Annotated in this window: 1 protein-coding gene; it reads right to left on the bottom strand. The window is 75.0% G+C overall.

What is annotated here, in order from left to right:
* Positions 1–118: 118 nt before the first annotated feature.
* On the bottom strand, positions 119–488 hold a 370-nt coding region (locus AC2W7A_RS13355; protein ID WP_485991769.1), incomplete at its 5' end, for an amidase family protein.

Consider the following 488-nt stretch of genomic DNA (forward strand, 5'->3'; position numbering starts at 1 on the left):
CCCGGGCGGCTTCGCCGGGCACCTGGCCGCCCTGCCGGTGGACTGAGCGCTCGCCCTCGGGGTCTGCCGGGCGTGCCTTCCCCGACGACGGCGCCTCGCCTCCGCCGGTCCTGCCGGCTCAGCCGCGGGAGGCCTCGATCTGGGTGGCCAGGGTGAGCAGCTGGGTCTCGGTGCCGGGGCGGCCGATCAGCTGGACGGACCAGCTCAGGCCCTTCTCGTCCCGCAGGACGGGGACGGAGACCGCGGGCAGGCCGAGCACGTTGACCATGGAGGTGTACGGGGTGAACCGGCACTGCTCCGCGTAGTTCTCCTCCGGCTCCAGGGCGGTGAAGTGGCCGATCTCCGGGGGTGCGAAGGCGAGCATGGGGGTGAGGACCACGTCATGGGCGGCGAGCTGGCTGCGCACGTCGCGGGCCCAGGCGGTCAGGCGCTCCACGGCCGCGGCGGTCTCCTCCTGCGGGCGGGCACGCGCCGTGGCCAGGAAGTCC

Source organism: Micrococcus sp. LASM2_SD2 (genome assembly GCF_057364565.1).